20 protein-coding genes are annotated in these 20,275 nt (G+C 40.9%); 11 read left to right on the plus strand and 9 right to left on the minus strand.

Annotation, left to right across the window (positions count from 1 at the left end; translation table 11 throughout):
* Positions 1-66 precede the first annotated feature (66 nt).
* The gene (locus CHA01nite_RS03770; RefSeq protein ID WP_146939891.1) at positions 67-1,596 is read right to left on the minus strand and encodes a trypsin-like peptidase domain-containing protein; all 1,530 of its coding nucleotides are present in this window, start codon (positions 1,594-1,596) and stop codon (positions 67-69) included.
* 359 nt (positions 1,597-1,955) lie between these two features.
* On the opposite strand from CHA01nite_RS03770, the gene trhO reads away from it, so the two are divergent.
* Positions 1,956-3,323 (plus strand): oxygen-dependent tRNA uridine(34) hydroxylase TrhO, encoded by a 1,368-nt coding sequence (gene trhO / locus CHA01nite_RS03775; RefSeq protein ID WP_146939892.1) that lies wholly within the window; start codon positions 1,956-1,958, stop codon positions 3,321-3,323.
* A gap of 4 nt (positions 3,324-3,327) precedes the next feature.
* The gene (locus CHA01nite_RS03780) at positions 3,328-3,903 is read left to right on the plus strand and encodes a 5-formyltetrahydrofolate cyclo-ligase (protein WP_146939893.1); all 576 of its coding nucleotides are present in this window, start codon (positions 3,328-3,330) and stop codon (positions 3,901-3,903) included.
* Here CHA01nite_RS03780 and CHA01nite_RS03785 read toward each other — a convergent pair.
* Together CHA01nite_RS03785 and CHA01nite_RS03790 are read right to left on the minus strand one after the other, a co-directional pair.
* Positions 3,852-4,433, minus strand: coding sequence for a hypothetical protein (locus CHA01nite_RS03785; RefSeq protein ID WP_146939894.1), 582 nt, complete (start codon positions 4,431-4,433; stop codon positions 3,852-3,854). The two genes, CHA01nite_RS03780 and CHA01nite_RS03785, sit on opposite strands and share 52 nt — an antisense overlap.
* Positions 4,417-5,595, minus strand: coding sequence for a hypothetical protein (locus tag CHA01nite_RS03790; RefSeq protein WP_146939895.1), 1,179 nt, complete (start codon positions 5,593-5,595; stop codon positions 4,417-4,419). The genes CHA01nite_RS03785 and CHA01nite_RS03790 overlap by 17 nt, the downstream gene beginning before the upstream one ends.
* Positions 5,596-5,779: 184 nt before the next feature.
* On the opposite strand from CHA01nite_RS03790, the gene CHA01nite_RS03795 reads away from it, so the two are divergent.
* Positions 5,780-6,049: a hypothetical protein gene (locus CHA01nite_RS03795; RefSeq protein ID WP_146939896.1), complete on the plus strand. Its 270-nt coding sequence runs from the start codon at positions 5,780-5,782 to the stop codon at positions 6,047-6,049.
* A 93-nt stretch (positions 6,050-6,142) separates the two neighbouring features.
* Here CHA01nite_RS03795 and CHA01nite_RS03800 read toward each other — a convergent pair whose 3' ends face one another.
* Both CHA01nite_RS03800 and CHA01nite_RS03805 read right to left on the minus strand, forming a co-directional pair.
* Positions 6,143-6,910, minus strand: a complete 768-nt coding sequence (locus CHA01nite_RS03800; RefSeq protein ID WP_146939897.1) for a TrmH family RNA methyltransferase — start codon at positions 6,908-6,910, stop codon at positions 6,143-6,145.
* A 454-nt stretch (positions 6,911-7,364) separates the two neighbouring features.
* Positions 7,365-8,873, minus strand: coding sequence for a DNA recombination protein RmuC (locus tag CHA01nite_RS03805; protein WP_146939898.1), 1,509 nt, complete (start codon positions 8,871-8,873; stop codon positions 7,365-7,367).
* A 181-nt stretch (positions 8,874-9,054) separates the two neighbouring features.
* On the opposite strand from CHA01nite_RS03805, the gene CHA01nite_RS03810 reads away from it, so the two are divergent.
* Positions 9,055-9,714, plus strand: a complete 660-nt coding sequence (locus CHA01nite_RS03810) for an SGNH/GDSL hydrolase family protein (protein ID WP_146939899.1) — start codon at positions 9,055-9,057, stop codon at positions 9,712-9,714.
* Positions 9,715-9,725: 11 nt separating this feature from the next.
* Here CHA01nite_RS03810 and CHA01nite_RS03815 read toward each other — a convergent pair whose 3' ends face one another.
* The 4 genes from CHA01nite_RS03815 to CHA01nite_RS03830 form a co-directional block, all read right to left on the minus strand.
* Positions 9,726-10,481 carry a DUF5995 family protein gene (locus tag CHA01nite_RS03815; RefSeq protein WP_146939900.1) on the minus strand — a complete coding sequence of 252 codons (756 nt, stop codon included), beginning with the start codon at positions 10,479-10,481 and terminating at the stop codon, positions 9,726-9,728.
* A 103-nt stretch (positions 10,482-10,584) separates the two neighbouring features.
* Positions 10,585-10,830: a hypothetical protein gene (locus CHA01nite_RS03820; RefSeq protein ID WP_146939901.1), complete on the minus strand. Its 246-nt coding sequence runs from the start codon at positions 10,828-10,830 to the stop codon at positions 10,585-10,587.
* 610 nt (positions 10,831-11,440) lie between these two features.
* Complete coding sequence (gene pncB / locus CHA01nite_RS03825; protein ID WP_146939902.1) at positions 11,441-12,619, minus strand: nicotinate phosphoribosyltransferase; 1,179 nt, start codon at positions 12,617-12,619, stop codon at positions 11,441-11,443.
* A gap of 92 nt (positions 12,620-12,711) precedes the next feature.
* Positions 12,712-13,188, minus strand: coding sequence for a Dps family protein (locus CHA01nite_RS03830; RefSeq protein WP_146939903.1), 477 nt, complete (start codon positions 13,186-13,188; stop codon positions 12,712-12,714).
* A 111-nt stretch (positions 13,189-13,299) separates the two neighbouring features.
* On the opposite strand from CHA01nite_RS03830, the gene CHA01nite_RS03835 reads away from it, so the two are divergent.
* The 7 genes from CHA01nite_RS03835 (at position 13,300) to CHA01nite_RS03865 (ending at position 20,249) form a co-directional block, all read left to right on the plus strand.
* Entirely contained in the window at positions 13,300-14,895 is a 1,596-nt protein-coding gene (locus CHA01nite_RS03835) for a DUF8728 domain-containing protein (RefSeq protein WP_146939904.1), read from the plus strand.
* Between the two features lie 102 nt (positions 14,896-14,997).
* Positions 14,998-15,411 carry a 30S ribosomal protein S12 gene (gene rpsL, locus CHA01nite_RS03840; RefSeq protein WP_027381287.1) on the plus strand — a complete coding sequence of 138 codons (414 nt, stop codon included), beginning with the start codon at positions 14,998-15,000 and terminating at the stop codon, positions 15,409-15,411.
* Between the two features lie 23 nt (positions 15,412-15,434).
* Entirely contained in the window at positions 15,435-15,911 is a 477-nt protein-coding gene (gene rpsG / locus CHA01nite_RS03845; protein WP_146939905.1) for a 30S ribosomal protein S7, read from the plus strand.
* Positions 15,912-15,917: 6 nt separating this feature from the next.
* Positions 15,918-18,035, plus strand: coding sequence for an elongation factor G (fusA, locus tag CHA01nite_RS03850; protein ID WP_146939906.1), 2,118 nt, complete (start codon positions 15,918-15,920; stop codon positions 18,033-18,035).
* Positions 18,036-18,053: 18 nt separating this feature from the next.
* Positions 18,054-18,359, plus strand: coding sequence for a 30S ribosomal protein S10 (gene rpsJ / locus CHA01nite_RS03855; protein WP_002661363.1), 306 nt, complete (start codon positions 18,054-18,056; stop codon positions 18,357-18,359).
* 134 nt (positions 18,360-18,493) lie between these two features.
* Positions 18,494-19,330 (plus strand): GLPGLI family protein, encoded by an 837-nt coding sequence (locus CHA01nite_RS03860; protein WP_146939907.1) that lies wholly within the window; start codon positions 18,494-18,496, stop codon positions 19,328-19,330.
* A 94-nt stretch (positions 19,331-19,424) separates the two neighbouring features.
* Positions 19,425-20,249, plus strand: coding sequence for a GLPGLI family protein (locus CHA01nite_RS03865; RefSeq protein ID WP_146939908.1), 825 nt, complete (start codon positions 19,425-19,427; stop codon positions 20,247-20,249).
* Positions 20,250-20,275: the final 26 nt, after the last annotated feature.

A 20,275-nucleotide genomic window follows, 5' to 3' on the forward strand; every position in this document is an offset into this window, starting at 1 on the left:
GAACCGCTGCAAATCCAATTGCAGCGGTTCTTTGTTAATATAGAAGTGAAGTTTAGTTGCTCTTTATTAAGGCATTTTAAAGCCTCTCTGATAGCCTCTGCCGTAATCGTCCATATATTTTACCTGTACGGTTCCGGAGAATTTATTCAGGATGTTTTCCACATCTTTCTGTGAATTTACAGGCTTGCCGTTGATCTCGGTAATGATGTAGCCGTCCACAATCCCTGCTTTGGCCATTTCACTGCCTTCCACTACATTTTTGGCAACTACACCGCTGTTAAGACCATAATAAGCTTTGGTTTTATCATCAATATTCATAAAGTCGGCTCCGATTTTTTCGGTTACGCTCAAATCAGCCTTTGTTCTGGTAGAAGTTCCTCCTTTCTGGTCTCTTAAAGTAACGGTAGTGGTCGAGGATTTTCCGTTTCTCATATACGTTACCATCACTTTGTCTCCCGGACGCTTGCTTCCTATCGCAATTGAAAGATCAGCAAAATCAGTGATTGGCACCGTGTCGATCTGGGTGATGATATCACCGGTCTTCAGTCCGGCATCTTCAGCACCGCTGCTTTCTCCGAATCCGGTTACCAGGACCCCTGAACCGGCTTTATAATTTGTTTTCTTTTCTTTGTTGTATGCTGCTACCAGCTGGTCGTTCGAAAGATCCAGTGAAGTTACCCCCAGAAATCCTCTCTGTACAATTCCGAATTTCTTGATATCTTCAACAATTTTTCTTGCCAGGTTGGCAGGAACGGCAAATCCGTAACCCTGGTAATATCCTGTTGTAGATTGGATCGCTGAGTTAATACCGATCAGGTCACCATTGGTATTGACCAGGGCACCTCCTGAGTTTCCGGGATTAATCGCCGCATCCGTCTGGATAAAACTTTCTATAGGGTTGGCGGCTTTTCCCTGTGAGCCCAGGATTCCGATTCCCCTTCCTTTAGCCGAAACAATACCTGCCGTTACCGTAGAATTCAGTCCAAGAGGGTTTCCTACTGCCAGTACCCATTGTCCGACCTCGATGTTATCCGAATTCGCAAAGTTTAAAAATGGCAATCCTTTTTCTTCAATTTTTAGCAGGGAAATATCGGTATTCGGGTCTGTACCAACCAAAGTTGCGATGTAAGATTTTTTATTGCTTAAAACCACTTCCAGCTTATTGGCTCCTGCCACCACGTGGTTGTTGGAAATAATATAGCCGTCCGGGGAAATAATAACGCCAGATCCCATTCCCGAAGGCATGTTATCCGGTACCTGCTGCTGTTGTCTCTGTTTCTGCTGGCCTCTTCCTCCGAAAGGATCACCAAAGAAGAAATCGAACATATCCTGCTCCGAAGCCCTGCTGGTGGATCTCGACTGGTAATTTTTAATGGTAACGACAGCCGGAACGGTAGTCTTGGCTGCTTTTACAAAATCATCACCTACGGCCGAAGAGTTCATTCCTGCAAAAGATACATTGGAAGCTTTCGTAAAGTAGGACTGATCCGTACTGTCGGAATTATGATTCAGGTATTGTAATCCTCCAACGGTAGTAGCTCCTGAAATAACACCTACTACAGCAAATGGCAATAGTTTTTTTAAAGTACTCTTCATTGTATATCTTTCTTTATTTGATTAATTATTTTATTCACTTTTTCGTTTTACTCTAAAACAAATTTAATGCTAAATGAGTATGCAATTGCTATAGAATGTTTCAGTTTTAACTAAAATTTAACAGGAATAGCAATACTTTATGGATTATGTCGCAATTATTAAGGCCTGAATTAACGAATATTAAAAACTTATTAAAGACAAAATGTCATGAGTAAGATACAATTGTCATGCTAAAAGTTAAATCGGCAGTTTTCAATACAGGATCAATGGCAGAAGAAGCGTTTTAATTTTACACTTATCAGATCTGAAAAAATGTTTATCTTTGCACTTTAATTTTTCTCACTTAAAACGTTTATAGCATGCAACTGTACAACACCTTAAGCGCAGAAGAAAGAGCTCGACTTATCGATGAGGCCGGAAAAGAGCGCCTTACCCTGTCTTTCTATGCGTATGCCCGAATTGAAGATCCCAAAAAATTCCGCGACGATTTATTTATAGCCTGGAATGCCCTGGATGCATTAGGCCGTATCTACGTAGCCCATGAGGGCATCAATGCGCAGATGAGTATTCCCGCAGAAAATTTCGAGGCATTCCGCCATACGCTGGAGGCCTATGATTTTATGAAAGGCATCCGGCTGAATGTGGCAGTAGAGCAGGACAACCACTCTTTTTTAAAACTGACCATCAAAGTAAGGCATAAAATTGTGGCAGACGGCCTGAATGACGAGACTTTTGACGTAACCAATAAAGGGATTCATCTGAGAGCGAAAGAATTCAATGAACTGCTTGAGGATCCGGATACCATCGTTGTGGATTTCAGGAACCACTATGAAAGCGAAGTGGGCCATTTTGAAGGGGCGATTACCCCAGATGTGGAAAACTTCAGGGAAAGCCTTCCGATCATCAATGAGCAATTGCAGAACCATAAAGAAGATAAAAAGCTTCTGATGTACTGTACCGGCGGTATCCGTTGTGAGAAAGCCAGTGCCTATTTCAAGCATCAGGGTTTCAAAAATGTATTTCAGCTGGAAGGCGGGATCATCGAATATACCCGCCAGATAAGGGAAGAAGGAATCGAAAGTAAATTTATAGGAAAGAACTTTGTATTCGACCACCGTCTGGGAGAACGTATTACGGATGATATCATCGCGCAGTGCCACCAGTGCGGAAAGCCTTGCGACAACCATACGAACTGTGCCAATGAAGCCTGCCATCTGCTGTTTATCCAGTGTGATGAATGTAAAGAAGCCATGGAAAACTGCTGTTCGACGGAATGTCTCGAAACCATCCATCTGCCATGGGAAGAGCAGCTGAAACTGAGAAAAGGCCTGCAGGTCGGAAATAAAGTTTTCAGAAAAGGGAAATCCGAATCTCTGAAGTTTAAGAAATCAGGGGATCTTCCGGATAAACCTCTGGCCAAGGCGGAAACAAAAGATATCCGTCAGAAAATAAAAATCAAGAAAACATTAATAGGAAAGGCCGAGCATTACTTTACCAAGTCTGAAATTGCCCAGTTCCTTATTGAAAGTAATGAACTGTCTGTAGGGGATAAGGTGCTGGTTTCAGGACCTACCACCGGCGTACAGGAAATTACCGTTACGGAGATCCATGCCAACGGAGGACCGGTAAACACCGCCGTGCCGGGAGATCAGATTACCTTTAAGCTTCCGTTCAGGGTGCGTCTGTCTGATAAACTGTATAAAATTTTACCTACTGAAAATGCTTAATGCGATGTTGAAAGCTGAGTTCAGGAAAAAATATATGCAAAAAAGAAAAGCCTTGTCGGATGATGAGGCTTTCTTGTTATCTGAAAAGATCTTCGGAAATTTTATAGATTATTTTAAACCGTTTCCGAATCAAAAGATCCATATTTTTGTTCCGATCCGGAAATTCAGGGAAATAAATACGGAATTATTTATCGATTATTTTCTAAGCCGGAACATCCGCGTTTTCGTGCCTAAAGTAATAAAGACCGGACTGATCTCGGTTGAAATCTTTACCGGCACCCGTTACGAAATAAATACCTGGGGTATTGCCGAGCCTGATTCCGATCAGGATTCAGGGATTACTGATTTTGACTTTGTAATCACGCCTCTGCTATATTGTGACCGGAAAGGAAACAGGGTTGGCTACGGCAAAGGTTTCTATGACGGTTTTTTTGAAAGCATTTCCGCGGATACAAAAAAGATAGGGGTTAATTATTTTAACCCCGATGAAAATATCGATGATATCCGGGATCATGATATCCCGCTTGACTATTTGGTTACTCCGGATGCCGTGCTGTCTTTTTCCGGTTTGTCGGAATAAAATTTTACGAAATAGAATTTAAATTCTTTACTTTTCTGGTCCGGTTTTGAAACCAGCGTATACTGAGCATTCCGTTCGAAATTTCCGATTTTCCGGTTTTTATCGCCGGTATATTCCACATTGAACTTGGCAAAGTGCAATGTGTCTTTCTCCTTTATTTTCTGGAATACATTGATGTTGCTGACTTTCACTTTCTTCACATTCAGGCTTTCCAGTTCCTTGAATAAATCTTTAAATGTCGTGGAATCTGATTTCTGGAAGTATTTCTCAATTTTAGAATAGATGGCCGTATCGATTTCAGTATTTTTTTGCCCTGAAAGATAGAGGGTAGACAGATCCAGCACATCCTGTACTTTCTGCATGGTGATTGAATTGATTGCCTGCGCGCTGTCCATTTTTACCGTGATGTTGTTGGTATTTCTGAGTTTTTCAAGATCGCTTGGCCCTGCGTTATCGTCTTTTTTGATGCAGGAAGTCATGATAATTCCGAGAAGTATCGTAAAAAATAGAATATTACTTATTGTTTTCATTGGTCGAGATTTTAAACTTAATAGATACGATCTTTCCTTTTTTATCTTTCTTCATTTCGATGACATTGAGGTTTTTAAGTGAAGTGGTCGGCGTCGTCATCAGCGTGATATAATCTTCCTTATCCAGGGTTTCAAGCCCGTAAATATCACTGTCGTACACCTGGGTGATAACGGCATTATCGCTGATGCGGTCTTCCAGCTGCTGTCTTTTCTGCCGGATCAGCTTCAGCTGTTCCTGGGGATTCCCGCCATTGATGTCTTTGGTGGAAAAATAATACAGCGCCATTTTGTAATCATCCGGTTTCAGTTCGATAATTTCCTCCTCAGGCGCATTTTCAAGATTCCTGCTTACTTCAAGGTATTCGTAGAACGGAGAGCTGATCTGCATTTTAAGAATCTTATCCTTAGTGGCATAGCGGAAGCATTCCCCGGGTTTGATACGGTATAGGATCGGGGATTCATTTTCCTTGATTACTTTGATTTCTATTTCACGCTGAATGCTCATATTCCGGTCTGCATCAGTAAAGCAGTATACATAGGTTTTCTGGAAGATGGCATCTTTAAATCCGAGAAGCCCGGTGGCAATAATCAGAAGTGCGGTAATCAATATCCATGCATTCTTTCTGAAGAAGTTTTTCTTAGGTTTTTCAGCTTCTGGAGCAGCAATCTGAGATACATTCTCTTTTTTTGTAACCGTTTGGTTATCAGTATTTGATTTTTGTAAATCAGCAGTTTCGGAGCTTTTGTTTTCCGTTTTTATGGCAATATTATCATCTTTCGGAAGTTCGATGGATGCAGAAACTGTTTTTTCGAGTTCTTTAAGGTCATCATCATCAAAATTTTCATTTTCCTGCAACAGTTCTCCGGCAAAAAGATGTTGTTTTTTAAATTCATACCAGGACTCGTAACCTGCATAAATGCTCAGTAAATTGAGCATATCGATCCTTGGCAGTTTGGTGACGGGTGAATTTTTGAAATAGGTATAAAATGATTTTTCGCTGATGTTTCCTTTAGCCTTTTTTCTGAGATCTTCCTGAAAATAGATGATGTCAATACCCTTCCATTTCGAAATATCGTCATAGGAAGGCGTATGGCCTTTCAAATATTGAGCCTGCACATCCTTTTTCAGTTGCTCAAAATGTAATAGATCTAAATCGGTCAAAGTATTTTAAAGTAATTAAATTATTGATTATCAGTACTATTTAATTGTAAAACAGTTTTACAAAGGTATTACAATTATTTTTCATAAACAAATTTTCTATCTGCTATACCTTTGTCTTGTTCAAATAACGGAACAGAGAAAAGATTTTATAAAACAATATTAACAAAATTAAATTTAATTTATTATGAAAAAGTCATTATTCGTAGCTGCTATCGCTGCAATCTCTCTAGTAGCTTGTAAAAAAGGTGAAACTACTTCTACAGAAGCTTCTAAAGATTCAGTAGCTGCTGTTTCTGATTCAGCTACAACTGCGATCGATTCTACAGCTAGCGCTGCTAAAGATTCTATCAACACTGCTACTGAAGTTGCTAAAGATTCAGTTAAGGCTGACGCTAAAGTAGCTAAAGAAGAAATCAAAGCTGAAGAGAAAAAAGCTGACGCTGCTAAAAAATAATTTTAGTTTAGCTAAAAAATAAAGAACCGTTCACTTAGTGAGCGGTTTTTTTATTTTTATCATTCCACTGCCAGATAAGCATGTTGTTTCAGGTTATCCTTTTTTCTGCCTTAAAGCTTCATAGCAGGTAATAGCCACGGCATTGCTCAGGTTCAGGGAATCGATGCTCCCGGCCATTGGAATCAGCGTATTCTTTCCTTTACCGGTCCAGAAATCACTTAAGCCTGAATGTTCGGTACCAAATAATACGGCGGATTTTTGCCTGAAATCCCTTGTGTAAAGGTCCTCTGCTGTCTCATCCATCATGGTCGTATAGATGTTAAAACGGTTTTGCTTAAGAAACTCCAGTGTTTCCCGGTTTTCTGCCTGAAAAACCTGCATTCCGAACAGGCAGCCGACACTGGAACGGATAACGTTCGGGTTATAAAAATCGGTTTTGCCGTCAGCAACAATCAAAGCATCAATGCCGAAAGCTTCACAGCTCCTGAGGATTGCTCCCAGGTTTCCCGGTTTTTCCACTCCTTCAACAATGATTACGGTAGCATCTTCCTCCGGTTTGAATGAAGACAAATCGGATTCTTTAGCATTATAAATACCCAAAATTCCCTCCGAACTTCCGCGATAAGCTATCTTTTCATAGACTTTAATGCTGACCAGGTGGATTTTTCCTTCCGGCAGCTTTTGCTGAAAAACAGGTTCGCAGACGAAAAATTCCACAGGCTCAAAACCGTATCGTTGTGCCCTTTCGTTTTCCTGCTGGCCTTCTACCACGAAAACACCGGATTTCCTGCGGAAGCGGTTGTCGGTAAGAAGTTTGGTGATGTGTTTTACTTTTTCGTTCTGAAAGCTTTCTATAACCATACTGCAAAATTAGTTAAAATTTACAGTTAAATCATGTAAACTCGAAGAAGAACCCGATTAACAGGTCTGAAGATGGAAGCTGGGTGCGGGAAGTTTCTCTGGTCAAAGATACCATTAAAGGTTTTGATGATCAGGACGAAACATTTTGTCATTTTATTCAAGAGAATTCTATTTAAAATCCTGAATGAACATATTTATGTTATTTAAACTGAGCATGCCATTAAATACAACTTGAATTTATTCTGCTTTAAAATCCCGAAGCTAAAGTTTTCTACAGGATAGGATAGAATTCTATCAGAAGCATGAATTTTTTATTCATTTTAATCTGGAAGAATTCTTTTAAAAAAACTGATAGAATTAACCTTGTTTATTTAAATAAACATCTGAATGTGAGTTGGATATGTTGTAATTTGCGTTAAATAAAAACCTTGGTATTCATCTGAGGTTGTGTATGCTATTCTTCCGGAGTTTCAAGGGTGATCTGGGAATTTTCCACCAGGCTTGGCGGCAGGTCTTTTTTATTTTTGATTCCTAAGGATTTAAGTTTCTGGGTCTGAAGGATAAGGTTGTCATTTCCGGTCGAAAGCTGCTTATAAGCTTCATTATACACATTTCTGGCCTGATCCAGGTTTTTTCCCACCTTTTCAAGGTTTTCCATAAAGCCTACGAATTTATCATATAGCTTAGCCCCTCTTTCGGCAATCTCCATGGAGTTGCGGTTCTGGTATTCCCTTTTCCAAAGGTCAGCGATCAGTTTTAAGGAAGTGATTAGATTGCTCGGATTCAATAGCAGGATTCTCCGGTCGTAGGCATAATTCCAAAGATTCTGGTCCGCCTGCATGGCTGCAATATAAGCCGGTTCGCTGGGGATAAACATCATTACGAAATCCAGGGATTTCCCGTAATCATCGTAGGCTTTCTGACTGAGCTGGGTAATGTGGTTTTTAATGGACGATAAATGCTGGTTAAGTTTCATGAGGTAAACGTCCTGATCCGTTTCATCCACCAGATCCGTAAAAGCGGTCAGTGAAACCTTGGAATCAATGATCACATTTCTCTCATCAGGATATTTTACCACGGCATCGGGACGCATTTTCTTGCCTGAAAATTCGGAAAAGAGGGCTTTATTGTCTTCGTCGCGGAGCTCATGTTCCAGGAAATATTCCCTTCCTTTCACCAGTCCGGATTTTTCCAGGATGCTTTCCAGGATCATCTCGCCCCAGTTTCCCTGGGTTTTGCTTTCCCCTTTCAGGGCACGGGTCAGCTTTTTGGCATCTTCGGAAATCTGCTGGTTGAGCTCGGCCAGTTCCTTCACTTTCTCCGCCAGGGAAAAACGTTCCTTGTTTTCTTTTTCATAAGCTTCATCCACCCGGTTCTTAAGGTCCGTGATTTTTTCCTGGAAAGGTTCGAGGATATTTTTTAAATTATTCTGATTTAAGGTTGTGAACTTTTCCGTCTTTTCTTCCAGAATTTTATTGGCGAGGTTCTCGAACTGTATTTTGGAATCCTCCTGGATCTTGGCAATTTCCTCTTTCTGGGTCTGCAGGGATTTCTGCAGGCTTTCGTTGATAGCCGTAAGCTCCGAATTCCTGGCAAACAACGATTGTTTTTCGTCTGAAAGAACGTCCAGCCGGGCATTTTGCCGGGTAACAAATTCCTTCTGTTCTGAAAATTGTTTTTGCAGGGAAGTGTATTCTGCAGATATTCTTGCAAATTCATTTTTCAGGTCATTGAAAAGATCTGTCTGCTGAACAGTATATTCTTTCTCCTGTTCCAGTTGCCGGGTCAGTTCATCAATCCTGAGGCCTGCGTTTTCAAGGTTGGAATTGTTCTTTATATATAAGTTGTTCAGTTCGTCATAAGAATTTCTCGAGATGCTTGATGATCTCAGGGCAAAATATGCGATGGCCGCTCCGATAATCCCTCCGGCAAAGCATCCGATGAATAAATAAGTGATCTCCATTGATCAAAATTACAAAAAGGAAAGGGTATTCTTTTTACGGAAAGCCGTAATTTTTACTCAGGACAGAAAATTCAATATTCGCTGGTTAAAGTTGCTGATTTTGCTGAAAATGGCAGGACTATATTTGCAGGATCAATTTGTTTTCCGTTATTTCATGTAGTCAAATTGTAAAATTTAATCTATGAAATTTTTAAGCATCGCCGCTATTCTGTTTTCTGCGGCCGTATCGGGACAGGACTTTGCCAATTACGCAAAATATGAAAAGCAGAACCAGGAAATCGTAGCCGGAAAGATTGTACCCAATTCTGTTTTCATGGGGGACTCCATTACGGAAGGTTGGGTTTCAAAAGATCCCTCGTTTTTTAAAAAGAATAATTTCGTGGGAAGGGGAATCAGCGGACAGGTAACCTCGCAGATGCTTCTGAGATTCCGTGAAGATGTCATTAAGCTGAAACCGAAACGCGTGATCATCCTGGGCGGAACCAATGATATTGCCGAAAACCAGGGGCCGATTTCTCTGGACAAAGTCTTCGGAAACATCGTTTCAATGGCGGAACTGGCCAAAGCCAATAACATCAGGGTTGTTCTGTGCTCCGTTCTTCCCGCCTATGATTTCGGCTGGAGAAAAGACATGCATCCGGCAGATAAAGTGATCGCACTCAATAAAATGATCAAGGATTATGCTAAAAAACACAATATTCCTTATGTAGATTACCATTCCGCAATGAAAGATGCCCGGAACGGGCTGGATAAAATCTATACCGAAGATGAAATCCACCCAACGGAAAAAGGATACGAAAAAATGGAAGGCATCCTGATGAAAAAGCTGAGTAAAATCTAAGGTATTTTTAGCTAAATATTTTTTGTAGCGGCCAGAATTTCTATATTTTTTCTTACGTCACTGCTCTCGCACTTCTTTAATTCTTTTAGCAATGCGGGAGTCAGGAGGTTGGGGTTGGTAATCTGTGCAGCTACTTTTGCGGCAGCGTAATCCACAATTCCGATCACTGACTCTTTCATGAAGTTAGGGGTGTTGGATGCCATTACGGCGGTGGCCCATGAAGTTTCCCTGGCCCTGGAGATGGCAAAATCCAATACGGTGTTGTCTTTTCCATTGGAGATTTTGTCAATCAGTTCTACGGGATAACAGATCCGGTTCAGGGAGTCCTGTACTTTCTGGTTGATGGAAGCGATAACGCTGTTGATGTTTTCAAAATCTTTTTTCAGGGGAGCGATTTTCCGGTTGGGCATAATGGAGGCGGCGGAAATCCCCAGATCGAGATTGATATGGGCGTTCATCCCCAGAAAAATATGCTGGAGGATCAGCAGGTTTTTGTTTTTGGCCGCTTCGAAAGCAATGTACCAGGCATTGGTGCATCTTTCGCCTTTTGAATAAGAATTCCAGGCTTCTAGGTAGCGGGTGGCAAAGGCGATATCCAGTAAAGTCATCCTCGGATTGTCCTCAAATTTTTTCTGCTGAATCCCTTTGAGGACCTGCGCGGTCATGATCCGGTAGGTGCAGGCAAAGTAGCCGGCGGGACTCTGGTTCTCCTTAGCCCAGTTAATGATCTCATCTAATCTTTTAAGAACTTCTTCGATGGTTTTCATGGTGGTTTTTATTTGGATAAATATAAGAAAAAAGCTTCTGTGAATGTTTAGGCGATTTTAAAAATCAAAAAAAGTGAGCCGGCAGACTCACTTCATTTTTTAACTAAGGTTGTATTATTGTAGGAACTCCAATTTCCGGTGACGGGCAGATTCCTGTGTTCATCATGCATGTTCCTCCCATGCATATATAATTGGTCATTGAGGAAGTGCCGTCAGGACATAAGATCAATGCCTCTCCATACCGGGCACATTCTCTGTCGGAATAACATTCCAAGGCCGGATACAAAGTTCCTCCGAAGACATTTTTAAGATCTTCTCTTGAAAGTTTAACTACGTTTGAATTTTTCATAGAAATACATTTTTATGGTTTTGTTTATTGTTTTACCGTCTTGTAATGTGATGTTAAATGAATACCTAAGATAACAAAATAATCTTAAAATGAATCTATTTTGTTGATTATCTTGCTTCTACAGTCTTTGAGCCGTTTGGAAACGGTTATTTTTTTCTGTATTAAAATAAAGCGTATATTTAAATCTCCAATAATGGAATTAAACAGAGGCATCCGAAAATCTTAAAGAGTAGGAAAATCATCAAACAAATTATTATGAAAAATTTAAAATCATTAAACAGAAAAGAATTAAAAAATGTGTTAGGAGGAGCAGCACTTGCGTGTGAAGCGCCGACAGATGGAGGCTGCAGCAAGCCGGGATACATTTTCTGCAGCAACCCGTACTGCTGTTATCCGCCGAACAGACCTTTTATTTGTCTTGATTAATCGTAAATGATAACAGGCTGCCTCAAAATAGAGACCGCCTGTTTTATTTTAGCAGTTATTTGCTGCGATTGCTGCTTACGCCTGAACTTCCCGGTTTTCCCGGGGTACCGTTTTTCCCTCTTACAGCGACACATGACGTCAGCAAGCTGCAGATAATAAACAAACAGATTATTTTTTTCAATGTTTACTCTTTTATCCTTAAAAACTCTTTCGCCAGTTCAATCATCTTTGGGTCGCCGGTGTATTTTCCGTGCTCGTCGGAAAGCTTTACGGTAGGGATGAGTTCTTTGTTCGGTGCCTGGACACCGATTAGCTTCATCACGATATTCATTGGTTTTAAGCCGACGTCATTGGTAAGATTGGTCCCGATGCCGAAAGAAATCCCGATTTTCCCACTGCAATACTTGGTAATTTCTTCTACTTTTTCCAAGTTAAGGCCATCGGAAAAAATAATGTATTTGAATAAAGGATTAATCCCGTGTTTCTGATAATGGGCAATGGTCTTGTCTGCAAATTCCAGCGGATCACCGCTGTCGTGGCGGACACCGTCGAAAAGTTTGGCGAATTTTTTATCAAACTGCTGGAAGAAAACATCGGTGGTATAGGTATCGGAAAGGGCAACCCCGAGGTCTCCGCGGTAAACGTCTACCCAATGTTCGAGCGCCAGCTCATTGGCCATTTTGAAACCGTATTCCGCTGCGTGGAACATAAACCATTCGTGGGCGTGGGTACCGATTGGCTTGACGCCGTATTTCATGGCGAAGTGTACATTGGAGGTCCCGATAAAAGTAGAATCTTTTTTCTGCATCAGGGCTTCCATAACCAGGTTCTGAACTTTATGGGAATGCCTCCTTCTGGTTCCGAACTCGGCAAAATTTACACCGAGCTCTGCCAGGGCATCTGCTTTTTCAAGGGTTTTGCTCATCACGATTTCGTTGGAATCCCTTTCCATGTGGTTCATCTCATAATGCAGTTCGCTGATGAGTGCAAGCAAAGGAACTTCCCAGAGGATGGTGCGGTACCAGAGCCCTTCCACGGTTACGGAAAGTTCGCTGCCCTCCTGGTGGATCTTCACTTCGGACGGATCGTAATGATAGCCTTCGAGGAAATCCAGATAAGGAAGGTCAATGTAAGGGCAGGTCCTGGCCATGAATCTCTTTTCCTCTTTCGTCAGTTTCAGCTCTGCCATTTTGTTCACGGCTTCCCGCAGGGCGGCATCAAAACCTTGAGGAAACTGGTGTTTTCCCCGGTTGATGAATTCATATTTTACAATAGAGCCCGGGAATAGTTTCACCACGGCGTTCTGCATGGTTATTTTATAGAAATCGTTATCCAGAATGGAGTTCAAACGTACGTTGTGCATAATTGTGTAATTTATACGCAAATTTAGTAATTAAAAATAAAATCACCTAAATGTAAGGTGATTTTTTTGATTTTTCGTGATAAAATTTTTGGTTATTTTCCAAGATACGAGTTGTACATCCATACTTCTTTCTCCTGTTCGGTAATGTAGTCGCTCATTTGGGAATTGGTCCCTTCATCGCCTGCCCGGTCGGTGATGTCCAGCAATTCTCTCTGAAGGTCAATCACGACTTTAAAGGAATTCAGGATGTTTTCAACACTTTTGGTGCCATCGCTTACTTCCTGGCTTTCCTGAATAGTAGCTACTTTCAGATAATCCGAATAATTATGTGCCGGAGTGGCACCGAGCGTAAGGATCCTTTCTGCGATTTCATCGATTTTTAAAACAAGGCTGTTGTACAGTTCCTCAAATTTAGGGTGAAGGGTAAAAAACTGATCTCCCTTGATGTTCCAATGGGAACCTCTCGTATTCTGATAAAATACAGAATAGTTTGCTAAAAGAATATTTAATTTTTCTGCAATTTTTGTACAGTCATTTTCCTGAAGACCGATAATGTTGGCGTTTTTCATATGAGTAAGCAGTTTATTATTTATAAAAGCAAAATTAAGTAAATATTGTGCCGAAAGCATGGTTGCACGATTGATGATACTTATCTTTGGAATCTTTAGAATAAATATAATATGAGGCATCGTACGGATAGTGGGCTGAAAAGCCTTTGGATTTCATCTGCTGTATTTTTTACGGTTTGTGTTATCTATTATATGATGTCCGTTTCAAAAACGGATGGCCATTACGTGTATCCTATAGATGACGCCTACACCCATCTGGCAATGGCGAAAAATTTTGCCCTGTATGAAATGTGGGGTGTTACAAGATATGAATTTTCATCAACTTCCTCTTCGCCCTTATTTACGGGCTTTTTAAGTTTTTTAATTAAAATTTTCGGGAACAACGACCAGATCCCTTTGTATGTGAATCTGATTTTCGGAGCAGGGACGGTTTATATTCTGAACCTTTATTTCAGCAGGATATTCGAAAGTCCTGGATCAGTAGTTCTTTCAGTTCTCTTTACACTGTTTATTTCCGTACTGCATCTGCAGGTTTTATCCGGAATGGAGCATGTGCTGCATGTTTTTTTATTGGCTTTAAATATTTTCTGCCTTACCCGACCGGAAGACAAACGGGCTGTTTCCGGCTTTTATCTGTCTTTATTGCTGATGGGGATGGTCCGTTTCGAAAGCATGTTTTATTTTGCCGTGCTGGCTTTTGTTTTTGTATTGCTGAAACAATGGAAGAAAGCAGCTTCTGTTTTACTGACCGGTTTTATCCCCATTGCCGCTTTCTGCTGTATCAACTATCAGCAGGATGGGTACCTTTTTCCCAATTCGGTAATGGTAAAAGGGACAAAACTGGCATTTGACGGCCACTTTCCGCAACAGCTGAAACAGATTTTCCTTGATAACTTCCTGCTGAATACAAGTTTCTATAAGATCGGTTTTTTTCCGGTACTGATCTGTCTGGTTTTGATATTCAGAGCCATTAAGGGTAAAAACTTTCAGCGTGTTGTTCAGGATCATTTTCTGCTGATCGTTATTTCCCTGGTGATGATCTGCCATTCCATGTTTGCGGATCTGAAGGGGCTGTTCCGGTACGAGGCTTATCTGCTGACCGGTTTTTCCATGGTCATCATTCCTGAAGTAAAAGGATGTCTCGAAGATCCCGGTTCCTATCTGAAAAAAGAAAAAGTGCTCTCTGTTTTTATCCTGATGAATGTGGTCCTGATGTTCTATAAATTTTTCAGTGCGCACCGGATGTTATCTGAAGGCGGAAAGAATATCTACGAACAGCAAATCCAGTCGGCGAAATTCCTGCATACTTATTATAATGAATCGAAGGTGGTGGCCAATGACATCGGTGCCGTTACTTATTTTACGGATATTCATCTTCTGGATACGGCGGGTCTGGCATCAGTGGAAACCATCCCTTTTAATGAAAACAAAAGAAAGCCCGATGCAGAATTCGAATATTTCCTCACCCGGTATACCGCCGACAGGAACTATGATATTGCCGTCATCTATGATGCCTGGCTGCAACCGTATATCCCTAAAAACTGGAAGAAAGCAGCCGTTCTGAAAATAAAAAATCCCGTTACGGTTTCAAGAGACGAGGTGTCCATCTATTCCATTAATCATACTAGCGGACATGAGCTTCAGGAAAATATCCGGAAATTCAAATGGAACCGGAATGTTCAGGTAACCCTTATGGATGAACTGTAAGTATCTGTTAATTAATTTTCACGTAAAAATATTATTCTACATAACTGCTTGTTAATTAAAAAAATATTATTATTTTTGCACCTTAAAATAAAAAGCAATTAAATGCCTACTATTCAACAATTAGTAAGAAAAGGAAGAGCCACGCTTGCCAAGAAGAGCAAATCGGCTGCCCTTGATTCTTGTCCACAAAGACGAGGGGTATGTACGAGAGTATATACTACCACCCCTAAGAAACCTAACTCTGCACTAAGAAAAGTTGCAAGGGTAAGACTTTCTAACGGGAAAGAAGTCAACGCCTACATCCCGGGCGAAGGACATAATCTTCAGGAGCACTCGATAGTATTGGTGAGAGGCGGAAGGGTGAAAGACCTACCGGGAGTACGTTACCACATCGTAAGAGGTGCATTGGACACTGCAGGTGTAAATGGAAGAACACAGAGAAGATCTAAGTACGGAGCTAAGAGACCTAAACCAGGTCAGGCACCTGCTGCACCAGCTAAAGGAAAGAAAAAATAATCATTAAATAAGGTACAGAAGCAATGAGAAAGACAAAAGCGAAAAAAAGACCGTTGTTACCAGATCCGAAATTTAATGATCAATTGGTAACAAGATTTGTAAACAACTTAATGCTTGACGGTAAAAAGTCAATCGCATTCAAAATTTTCTATGATGCATTGGATATCGTAGAAACTAAAAAAGGAGAAACTGAGAAGACTGCCCTTGAAATCTGGAAAGATGCACTTACCAACGTAATGCCTCACGTAGAAGTACGTTCCAGAAGAGTAGGTGGAGCCAACTTCCAGATTCCTATGCCAATCAGAGCAGACCGAAAGATTTCTATGGCCATGAAATGGTTAATCCTTTACTCTAAAAAGAGAAACGATAAGTCTATGGCTTTGAAACTGGCTAACGAAGTAGTAGCTGCTGCAAGAGAAGAAGGTGCTGCTTTCAAAAAGAAATCCGATACTCACAAAATGGCGGAAGCAAACAAAGCTTTCTCACACTTTAAATTCTAATCTGAAATGGGTAGAGATCTTAAATACACAAGAAATATTGGTATTGCTGCTCACATTGATGCAGGTAAAACAACCACTACAGAAAGAATTTTATTCTATACAGGGGTAAACCACAAGATTGGAGAAGTTCACGATGGTGCTTCTACCATGGACTGGATGGAGCAGGAAGCAGAAAGAGGGATTACCATTACTTCTGCGGCTACCACTTGTTCTTGGAACTTCCCGACAGATCAGGGAAAACCTGTTGCTGAAACAAAACCTTACCACTTCAACATCATCGATACCCCGGGACACGTTGACTTTACTGTAGAAGTAAACCGTTCTCTAAGGGTATTGGACGGATTGGTATTCCTTTTCTCTGCCGTAGACGGAGTAGAGCCTCAGTCTGAAACAAACTGGAGACTTGCTGACAACTACAAAGTAGCAAGAATGGGATTCGTAAACAAAATGGACAGACAAGGTGCTGACTTCTTGAACGTTGTAAGACAAGTAAAAGAAATGTTAGGATCCAATGCCGTTCCAATCGTTTTGCCGATCGGTGCTGAAGAAGACTTCAAAGGGGTTGTAGACTTAATTAAAAACAGAGCGATCATCTGGGATGAAGCAGGACAGGGAGCTACTTTCGAAGTAGTGCCGATTCCTGAAGACATGAAGGATGAAGTACTTGAATACAGAGAGAAACTGGTAGAAGCAGTAGCTGACTACGATGAGACTTTGATGGAGAAATTCTTCGAAGATCCGGATTCTATCTCTGAAGAAGAAATCAATGAAGCGCTTAGAAAAGCGACGATCGATTTATCTATTATCCCAATGACTTGTGGTTCTTCATTCAAGAACAAAGGAGTGCAGTTTATGTTGGATGCCGTATGTAAATACCTTCCTTCTCCATTGGATAAAGATGATATCAAAGGTACTGACCCAAGAACAGACGCTGAAATCACAAGAAAGCCATCTGTAGATGAGCCTTTCTCCGCTTTGGCATTTAAGATTGCTACCGACCCGTTCGTGGGAAGACTGGCATTCTTCAGAGCCTACTCCGGAAGACTGGATGCAGGTTCTTATATCCTGAACACCCGTTCAGGTGATAAAGAAAGAATCTCCAGAATCTATCAGATGCACGCGAACAAGCAAAATCCTGTAGAATATATTGAAGCAGGAGATATCGGTGCTGCGGTAGGTTTCAAATCTATCAAAACCGGTGATACGATGTGTGACGAGAAAAACCCGATCGTTCTTGAATCGATGGTTTTCCCGGATCCGGTAATCGGTATCGCGGTTGAGCCTAAAACGAAAGCTGACCAGGATAAAATGGGTAACGCTTTAGCCAAACTGGCTGAAGAAGATCCTACGTTCACGGTAAGAACTGACGAGGCTTCAGGACAAACGATCATCTCCGGTATGGGTGAGCTTCACCTGGATATCATCGTGGACCGTATGAAGAGAGAGTTCAAGGTTGAAGTAAACCAGGGACAGCCTCAGGTAGAGTACAAAGAAAACTTAACAAAAGTTGCCCAGCACAGAGAAGTTTACAAAAAACAATCCGGTGGTAAAGGTAAATTTGCTGATATCGTATTTGAACTTGGACCTGCAGAAGAAGGTAAAATCGGCCTGGAATTCATCAATGAGATCAAAGGGGGTAACGTTCCTAGAGAATTTGTTCCTGCTATTGAAAAAGGCTTTAAAGCTGCAATGAAAAACGGTCCTTTGGCTGGTTTCGAAGTTGAAGGAATTAAAGTTATTCTTAAAGACGGATCTTTCCACGCGGTGGATTCTGATGCCCTTTCTTTCGAAATGGCTGCTAAATTAGGATTCAAAGAAGCGGGACGTGCTGCCAAGCCGGTAATTATGGAGCCTATTATGAAACTGGAAGTTGTAACTCCGGAAGAATATATGGGTAACATCATCGGTGACCTTAACAAGAGAAGAGGTACCATCAGCGGTCAGGAAGAAAAGAACGGTGCTGTAGTAATCAAAGGTTCAGTTCCACTTTCTGAAATGTTTGGATATGTTACGACTCTAAGAACCCTTTCCTCAGGAAGAGCAACTTCTTCCATGGAGCTAGAGAAGTACCAGGCTACCCCTCAAAACGTTGCTGAAGATATTATTGCTAAAGCAAAAGGTTAATTTTTTAAAGTACAAGAAATGTCACAAAGAATCAGAATAAAACTTAAATCTTACGATTACAACCTGGTAGATAAATCTGCAGAGAAAATCGTAAAAACGGTAAAGGCTACCGGTGCTGTGGTAAACGGACCGATTCCATTGCCAACGAATAAGAGAATCTTCACCGTGTTGAGATCTCCTCACGTAAACAAGAAAGCAAGAGAGCAGTTCCAGTTGTCAGCTCACAAAAGACTGATGGATATCTACTCTTCTTCTTCTAAAACTGTAGATGCCCTGATGAAATTAGAGCTTCCTTCAGGAGTAGACGTTGAAATCAAAGTGTGATCCTTACACTTTCTAACGATTATAAAAAATCCGTTCCTGCAAAGGAGCGGATTTTTGTTTTAACTGGGAATCGATCGGTCGTACCTGATTTTGGTACGGTCTTATTTTATCTTATATTCGTTAAAATTATTATCATGAAAAGATTCTTGCCGCTGCTGGTCCTGATCAGTATCTCAATAAATGCACAGACCCACCGCTTTATTTATGACCTGGTATACCGGCCGGATTCTGCATCAACGGAGGTACGCAAAACCAACTACTATCTGGATATCAATCCGGAAGAAAGCTTTTATTATGAAAGGCCCTTTTTTGTTAGCGATTCTATTGAGAAAGCATCGGGAAGAAGGATCTTCAGTGGCAAGCCCAGCGATCTTTTAAGCAGGAATCTTAAGACCGGGCAATATGTTTTATACAGCATTCAGAGTTTCGATATTTATCAGCTGAAGGATACGCCCCAGATCTCCTGGAAAATAGAAAAGGAGACCAAAACTTTCTCTTCGTTACAGCTTCAGAAGGCGATCACCAGATTCGGGGGAAGGAACTGGACGGCCTGGTTTTCCAAAGACTTCCCGTTTCAGGAAGGCCCATATAAATTCCATGGATTGCCCGGAATGATCGTGGAGATCTATGACGATCAGAAAAACTACCATTTCACCCTAAACAAATCGCAGAATTTTACCGATACCCAACTTAACAGTATTTACATCAATGCAAAAGGGAGAGGCGTTGAAATTCCTTATTCCAAATACCGATCCATGCTGTTAAGCTATTACTCGGATCCGCTGAAATTTATCAACAGCGGGCAGACTGAAATTAATGAAGACCATAAACTGGGACTGGACGACGGCCGTGTTATTTACAAGCCCGAAGAACTCCGGCAGTACGGTATCGAAGAACAGCAGCGGATCAGGAAATACAACAATCCTATTGAACTTGACCGGGCAGTGCGCTATCCTGAAATTAAAAAATAATCCATGGCTTATCATTTATATAAAAATAAAATTTAATTTAGTATTATGTATTGCAAGGTTCTGTTTTATGTGTACCTTTATAAAAAATTTTACTATGAAAAAAATACTTTTGCTGATGATTCTGTTTGGCTTGTCGGCTACCGCACAAACGCATCGTTTTATTTACGAATACCATTTTAGGACAGATTCTTCTTCCACCGAAAAAAGGAAGGTCAGTATGGCGCTTGATGTAAATCCTGACCAGATTAAATTTTACAATTATGATTTTATTGTTACGGATTCCATCAACAAAACAAGAGGTGAAAACAGTGTGATCTGGGATGATACGCCCGCGCTTATCCGAAAAAAAAATTCTACGGTAAATACCAATTACGTAATGGTCCAGAGTATGTTTGTGGTAGATACTGATGATAAAATGAACTGGAATCTTATTGATGAGACCAAAACCATCGGAAGCTACAAAGTACAGAAAGCGACGACCCGTTATGGTGGCAGGAACTGGACGGCATGGTTTACAAAGGATATTGCTTTAAGCGAAGGGCCATACAAGTTCAGGGGATTGCCGGGGATGATTTTTGAAATTTATGATGACCGGGACAATTTTAAATTTTCCTTGGTTAAAAGCTATAAGATGCAGAAAACATACGAAACTTTTAGCATCCTTGAAAATCTCGGCGGTCAGAAACCCGTAAAAATCAACGAAGCGAAATTGCGGAACCTGATGCTTGACAACTACAATGATCCCCTCCGTGAATTCAAGGAACAATATAAGAACAATACCGATCCGAATGCCCATTTTTGGGTGATGGGAATTGAAGTCAAAAGGCCGGAACAGATGAAGGAACTGTCGGATATGATGCAGAAAAGCATCAGGAAAAACAACAATCCGATTGAGCTGGATAAAGCTATTAAATACTGATTATAAGTCCAAATCATCTGGGCCAG

Origin of the sequence: Chryseobacterium hagamense, assembly GCF_007991455.1 — a bacterium.
Taxonomy (GTDB): Bacteria; Bacteroidota; Bacteroidia; order Flavobacteriales; family Weeksellaceae; genus Chryseobacterium; species Chryseobacterium hagamense.

Excerpts from the sequence above, each read along its gene's own strand:
- CHA01nite_RS03770 (WP_146939891.1), bottom strand. The coding sequence starts at position 1,596 with ATGAAGAGTACTTTAAAAAAACTATTGCCATTTGCTGTAGTAGGTGTT.
- trhO (WP_146939892.1), top strand. The coding sequence starts at position 1,956 with ATGCAACTGTACAACACCTTAAGCGCAGAAGAAAGAGCTCGACTTATC.
- CHA01nite_RS03780 (WP_146939893.1), top strand. The coding sequence starts at position 3,328 with ATGTTGAAAGCTGAGTTCAGGAAAAAATATATGCAAAAAAGAAAAGCC.
- CHA01nite_RS03785 (WP_146939894.1), bottom strand. The coding sequence starts at position 4,433 with ATGAAAACAATAAGTAATATTCTATTTTTTACGATACTTCTCGGAATT.
- CHA01nite_RS03795 (WP_146939896.1), top strand. The coding sequence starts at position 5,780 with ATGAAAAAGTCATTATTCGTAGCTGCTATCGCTGCAATCTCTCTAGTA.
- CHA01nite_RS03800 (WP_146939897.1), bottom strand. The coding sequence starts at position 6,910 with ATGGTTATAGAAAGCTTTCAGAACGAAAAAGTAAAACACATCACCAAA.
- CHA01nite_RS03805 (WP_146939898.1), bottom strand. The coding sequence starts at position 8,873 with ATGGAGATCACTTATTTATTCATCGGATGCTTTGCCGGAGGGATTATC.
- CHA01nite_RS03810 (WP_146939899.1), top strand. The coding sequence starts at position 9,055 with ATGAAATTTTTAAGCATCGCCGCTATTCTGTTTTCTGCGGCCGTATCG.
- CHA01nite_RS03815 (WP_146939900.1), bottom strand. The coding sequence starts at position 10,481 with ATGAAAACCATCGAAGAAGTTCTTAAAAGATTAGATGAGATCATTAAC.
- CHA01nite_RS03820 (WP_146939901.1), bottom strand. The coding sequence starts at position 10,830 with ATGAAAAATTCAAACGTAGTTAAACTTTCAAGAGAAGATCTTAAAAAT.
- pncB (WP_146939902.1), bottom strand. The coding sequence starts at position 12,619 with ATGCACAACGTACGTTTGAACTCCATTCTGGATAACGATTTCTATAAA.
- CHA01nite_RS03830 (WP_146939903.1), bottom strand. The coding sequence starts at position 13,188 with ATGAAAAACGCCAACATTATCGGTCTTCAGGAAAATGACTGTACAAAA.
- CHA01nite_RS03835 (WP_146939904.1), top strand. The coding sequence starts at position 13,300 with ATGAGGCATCGTACGGATAGTGGGCTGAAAAGCCTTTGGATTTCATCT.
- rpsL (WP_027381287.1), top strand. The coding sequence starts at position 14,998 with ATGCCTACTATTCAACAATTAGTAAGAAAAGGAAGAGCCACGCTTGCC.
- rpsG (WP_146939905.1), top strand. The coding sequence starts at position 15,435 with ATGAGAAAGACAAAAGCGAAAAAAAGACCGTTGTTACCAGATCCGAAA.
- fusA (WP_146939906.1), top strand. The coding sequence starts at position 15,918 with ATGGGTAGAGATCTTAAATACACAAGAAATATTGGTATTGCTGCTCAC.
- rpsJ (WP_002661363.1), top strand. The coding sequence starts at position 18,054 with ATGTCACAAAGAATCAGAATAAAACTTAAATCTTACGATTACAACCTG.
- CHA01nite_RS03860 (WP_146939907.1), top strand. The coding sequence starts at position 18,494 with ATGAAAAGATTCTTGCCGCTGCTGGTCCTGATCAGTATCTCAATAAAT.
- CHA01nite_RS03865 (WP_146939908.1), top strand. The coding sequence starts at position 19,425 with ATGAAAAAAATACTTTTGCTGATGATTCTGTTTGGCTTGTCGGCTACC.